The organism is Carnobacterium sp., from assembly GCF_032094055.1.
In the GTDB taxonomy this organism is placed as follows: Bacteria; Bacillota; Bacilli; order Lactobacillales; family Carnobacteriaceae; genus Carnobacterium_A.
The window spans coordinates 1-5,836 of record NZ_DAMDAK010000058.1 but is presented as its reverse complement, the minus strand read 5'-3'; the positions used below and the strand labels follow the sequence as shown (position 1 = coordinate 5,836).

The following is a 5,836-nucleotide window of genomic DNA, read 5'->3' as shown; positions in this document are numbered from 1 at the left end:
GAGAGTTATCCTATTGATGAAAGTTATCCTGAAACTTTTGATTTAATAGACGAACCAGCGATTGCTGCCCTTCAAAAAACGACTATTGTTAATGGAATATTGCAGCCACAAACAGAAGTAAACATTGAAACAAAAAATGGGATCATCAGTATTGGCAGCTCTGAAGAACAAGTTAAACAAAAGCTGAAAGAAAAAAATGCACTCATTTTTGCGGAAAATGAATTTTATCTAAAAAACGAAGGTATTCCAGTTTCTAAAGTTCAGTACACAAAAGATGTTGATTTAAGAAGCATCCAAACGATTAAAGAAGTGAAAGCAGAACTTTCACGGCAATGGTTTATTCAAAATCGAGGGTATGTAGTGGGTTCTTTGATGCTGCTTGTGTTCAGTATTTTATTTATCAGTACATTGTTCATTGTTTTCGGTTCTGCTTTCTTCTTGTATTTAACTAGAAAAAACTCTTTTTCATCTATCCAAACCTATAAAGAATCGCTGAATGTAATAGAAAATGCGATGGGATTATCTACGTTAGTCGCAGTTGTTTCTGCTTTTATACAATTTGACATAGTGGTCATGTTGACGATTCAATCACTAGGATTGGTTCTAATGATTTTAATGATTTTTTATCAAACGAAATTTAACGACAAAGTAAGTTTAGAAAATAAAAAGGGTATTTTGGGAGGCAAAGTCAATGATTAAACGTTTATTTGAAGTAGACCCATGGAAAATTACGTCTTCTTCTCTAGAAAAAGAAGATAAGCGTCTCCAAGAAAGCTTGACTTCTATTGGAAATGGCTATATGGGAATGCGCGGAAATTTTGAAGAAGGCTATTCTGGCGACAGCCATTTAGGTACTTATCTAGCAGGCGTTTGGTTCCCGGATAAAACGCGGGTTGGCTGGTGGAAAAATGGGTACCCAGAATACTTTGGAAAAGTGATCAATGCTACGAACTTTATTCCGATTGAACTGTATATCAATAACCAAAAAGTTGATTTAGCTAAAGATCTTATTAAAGATTACAAAATAGAATTGAATATGCAGACAGGTATTTTATATCGATCTTTTACAGTCATTAAAGACGAAGTTGAAACGCATTTTCAATTTAAACGTTTCGTCAGCATCACGATTAAAGAGTTAGCTCTTATTGAAGTAAATGCAGAAGTTCTCCAAGGTGAAGCTGTGGTTACTTTTGTACCATTAATGGATGGGAATGTTTCAAACGAAGACAGCAATTATGAAGAAAATTTCTGGCAGGAAATAGGACGACAAAGCGGAGAAAAAAGCTCTTTAACAACGAAAACCATTCCGAATACTTTCGGCATTGAACAATTTACTGTGACGACGATGATGCAAACGCTAGCCGAAGATGCTGAAAACCGGCAAACAGCTGAAGACTTTATGCAAGTACGAGAAGAAATCACCTATAAATTAGCAGCAGGTGAAAAAGCAGGCATTACAAAATTAGTCAGTGTCGTTACTAGTCGTGATGTGGTTCCAGAAAAACAGCAAACAGCTGCCGCAGTCATTTTAGATACTGCATTAGCTAAAGGTACAGCTGATTTAGAAGCAGAACACGTTGAAGCTTGGGCAGAACGGTGGCATAAAGCCGATGTTGTTATTGAAGGAGATGATGAAAGTCAACAAGGGATTCGGTTTAATATTTTCCAATTGTTTTCTACTTATTATGGAGAAGATTCGCGCTTGAATGTAGGACCAAAAGGTTTTACCGGTGAAAAATACGGCGGAGCAACTTATTGGGACACAGAAGCATATATTGTACCGATGTACCTTTCTGTAGCAGATGAAACTGTCACCGAACAGTTATTAAAGTATCGCTTTGAACAATTGCCAGGAGCTGTCCATAATGCTGAACAGCAAGGGTTAAAAGGTGTTTTATATCCGATGGTTACTTTCAATGGTATAGAGTGCCATAATGAGTGGGAAATTACATTCGAAGAAATTCACCGCAATAGCACAATTGCTTATGCTATTTACAATTACACGAACTATACAGGAAAAGAAGAGTACTTGCTCACAAAAGGTATTGACGTTTTAACCGGGATCTCCCGATTTTGGGCAGATCGCGTTCATTATTCTGAGCGAGCAGCTGGCTATATGATTCATGGAGTAACAGGTCCTAATGAATATGAAAATAATGTTAACAACAACTGGTACACTAATCGAATGGCAGTTTGGACGCTAGAATATACTTTGGAGAGTCTAAGCAAAATTTCGATAGCAAAGCAAGCAGAACTGAATGTAACAGATGAAGAAATCACTTATTGGCAAGATATTATTGCTAATATGTACTATCCATATGACGAAGAATTAGGCGTCTTTGTCCAACATGATACTTTTTTGGATAAAGATTTACGCCCCGTTGCTTCGTTGGATGCTGCGGAACGACCAATCAATCAGCACTGGTCGTGGGATAAAATTTTACGTTCTTGTTTTATTAAACAAGCGGATGTCCTGCAAGGAATCTATTATTTAAATCAAGAATTTACAATGGAAGAAAAGCAACGAAACTTTGATTTTTATGAACCGATGACCGTTCATGAGAGTTCACTTTCACCTTCTATCCATGCCATTTTAGCAGCAGAATTAGGGAAAAAAGAAAAAGCAGTTGAATTTTATGCTCGAACTGCACGTTTGGATTTAGATAATTATAACAACGATACAGAAGATGGGTTGCACATTACATCAATGAGCGGCGGTTGGTTGGCTATTGTACAGGGCTTTGCCGGAATGCGGACGGCTGACGAACAACTAGTTTTTAGACCTTTTTGTCCTGCCGGTTGGAACGGATACAATTTTATGATCAAATACCGCGGCAGGTTGCTGCATATCACAGTCACAAAAGAAACGGTCAAAGTCTCTTTAGTAGAAGGAGAACCATTGACATTCAAAATTTATGATGAAATCCAAGAATTGACGACGGAAGTATCTGTTGCTATTCAGTAAACGATAAAAAATTCAATAATTAAACAAGGATGAGGAAGTGACAGATATGATCAAAGGATTTGTATTTGACTTGGATGGTGTATTGACAGACACCGCAGAGTACCATTATTTAGCATGGCAAGAATTGGGTGAAAAAATTGGGATTTCTTTTGATCGGGAGTTCAATGAACAATTGAAAGGCATCAGCCGCATGGATTCACTGGACCGGATTTTAGCTTATGGCCATAAAAGCAATCTCTATTCTGAAGAAAAGAAATTAATTTTAGCAGATGAAAAAAATGAAGACTATAAAAAGCTGATTACTCAAATTACTTCAGCTGATCTATTACCCGGAATAACGGAACTATTGATGGATTTAAAAAAAGCAGAGATGAAACTAGCGTTAGCTTCTGCTAGTAAAAATGGGCCTGTTATTTTAGAACGTCTTGGAATTGCCGATGTATTTGACGCTGTAATAGATCCTGCAACATTACTGCATGGTAAGCCGGATCCGGAAATTTTTATTAAAGGAGCAGAGCAATTGGGATTGCGGCCAGAAGAATGTGTTGGTATCGAAGACGCAGAAGCTGGAATCGAAGCGATCAATGCGGCGGGCATGTTTTCAGTTGGAGTAGGCAATGAGCAATCAATGAAAGCAGCAGATTTATTTGTAGCTACTACAATTGATTTGAAGCTATCAACTATTTTGGCTGCAGCTCAAAGCCAATAAAATGAGAGGAAGTTTTGATAGAATGGAAAAAAAGTGGTGGCATAGTTCAGTTGTTTATCAAGTGTATCCTAGAAGTTTTCAAGATAGTGATGGAGATGGAATTGGAGACCTACGAGGAATTATCCAGCGTTTGGATTACTTAGCTGAATTAGGCATCGATGTTATTTGGCTGAGTCCAGTTTACAAATCGCCAAATGATGATAATGGGTATGACATTAGCGATTACCAAGCCATCTCTCCTGAATTCGGCACAATGGCGGATATGGAAGAACTGATTGACCAGGCAAAAAAACGAGACATCCGAATTGTAATGGATTTAGTTGTTAATCATACATCCGATGAACACCCTTGGTTTATTGAAGCTCAAAAAGGACGCGATAATGCATTTCGTGATTTCTATATTTGGCGGGAACCAGCTGAAGATGGAGGATTGCCTAATGAACTATTATCGGTTTTCAGCGGTCCAGCTTGGGAATTTGATGAAAATTCCGGCCAATATTACTTGCATCTCTATAGTAAGAAACAGCCAGATTTGAATTGGGAAAATCCTAAAGTCCATGAACAGATTTGGAGCATGATGAACTTTTGGCTAGAAAAAGGTATTGGCGGATTCCGAATGGATGTTATTGACACTATCGGAAAAGTACCTGATCAATTAATTACTACGAATGGACCGAAATTACATGCCTATTTGCAAGAAATGAATCAACGAACTTTTGGCAATTACGATGTACTGACAGTTGGTGAAACATGGGGAGCAACTCCTGAGATTGCAAAACTGTATTCAAATCCTGACCGTGAAGAGCTATCAATGGTGTTTCAATTCGAACACATTGGTTTAGACCAACAGCCGGATAAACCAAAATGGGATACGAAGCCACTTGATTTTATCGAATTAAAAGCTGTTTTTACTAAATGGCAAACTGAATTGGATGGAAAAGGCTGGAATAGTTTATTTTGGAATAATCACGATATACCGCGCATCGTTTCCAATTGGGGAGATGATTCTGAAGAATACCGAGTTGTTTCAGCAAAAATGTTTGCGACATTTTTACATGTATTGAAAGGAACACCATATATTTATCAAGGAGAAGAAATCGGAATGATCAACACTCCTGTTTCTTCTATAGAAGAGATTGATGATATTGAAAGTAAAAACATGTACCATGAACGTATAGCACAAGGTTGTGATCCACAAGCTGTTTTAGCGTCCATTAATAAAAAGGGACGCGATAATTCAAGACGTCCAATGCAATGGGATGCTACAGCACATGCCGGCTTTACGTCCGGAACACCTTGGTTAGCTTTAAATCCTCTCTATGAAGAAATAAATGTAGCTACTGATTACTTAAAGGAAGATAGTATTTTTAAACACTATCAAAAATTAATACAACTACGGAAAGAGCACGAATTGGTAGTCTGGGGAGAGTATCGGGAATTATTGCCAGAAGACCCTCAGTTATATGTGTACGAACGCAGTTATGAAGGCGAAACTTGGTTGGTTGTGATTAATTTTTATGGAACAGCAGCAGTTTATAAAGATCCTTCTCGACAGGCAGCTTCAATTATTTTAAGCAATTACATTAACAGCGGAATGGAGTTATCAAACTTAACGCTTCGACCTTATGAAGCGGTTATTTACCAATTGAGTTAGGGGAAGAGTTTTAAAGGACTAGAAAGTTCTTTAAAACTTTTTTGATTTATTAGAGTAAAACGAACGATTTAAAAGGGTGGGCAAGGAAAGTTCCTTTATTCAAAACCAGCTGCATATATATACGAGAATTAAAAAGAATAGTTCGGCGAATGTTCGTCTTTAAAATGGAGACGAAAATCTTTGATTTTTTTATTGACCTCTTTATAAAAACTTGTTATAGTAATGGATGTTGCAACCCTCGAGATGCAAAGGGTTACAAAAGTTTATCTTCAAAAGAAACAAAAGCTTTGACAATTGATAATAAACTATGGTAGAATCTTAAATGTTGAATACAGGTTTAGCTGCGAAAAATGAATGTGGATATTTATCCACTATAATTTAATTTTATTCAAAAAAACCGTTGACAAACAAAATAAAGTTTGCTAAGATATAGAAGTTGTTAAAAACACAACGGCAAACACATTAGACCTTTGAAAACTGAACAAAGCAAGAACGAAATAACTGTGTA

Annotated in this window: 4 protein-coding genes; all 4 read left to right on the top strand. The window is 36.9% G+C overall.

Features of this window, described 5'->3' with window-relative positions:
* Nucleotides 1–699, top strand: a 699-nt coding sequence (locus tag RT405_RS09265; RefSeq protein ID WP_313469232.1) for a DUF1189 domain-containing protein, incomplete at its 5' end; no start/stop codon positions are given.
* Nucleotides 692–2,965 (top strand): glycoside hydrolase family 65 protein, encoded by a 2,274-nt coding sequence (locus RT405_RS09260; protein ID WP_313469231.1) that lies wholly within the window; start codon nucleotides 692–694, stop codon nucleotides 2,963–2,965. The genes RT405_RS09265 and RT405_RS09260, both read left to right, overlap by 8 nt.
* A 46-nt stretch (nucleotides 2,966–3,011) precedes the next feature.
* Nucleotides 3,012–3,674, top strand: coding sequence for a beta-phosphoglucomutase (pgmB, locus tag RT405_RS09255; RefSeq protein ID WP_313469241.1), 663 nt, complete (start codon nucleotides 3,012–3,014; stop codon nucleotides 3,672–3,674).
* 22 nt (nucleotides 3,675–3,696) lie between these two features.
* A complete protein-coding gene (locus tag RT405_RS09250) occupies nucleotides 3,697–5,328 on the top strand; it encodes an alpha-glucosidase (protein ID WP_313469230.1) in 1,632 nt (543 codons plus the stop codon).
* Nucleotides 5,329–5,836 lie beyond the last annotated feature (508 nt).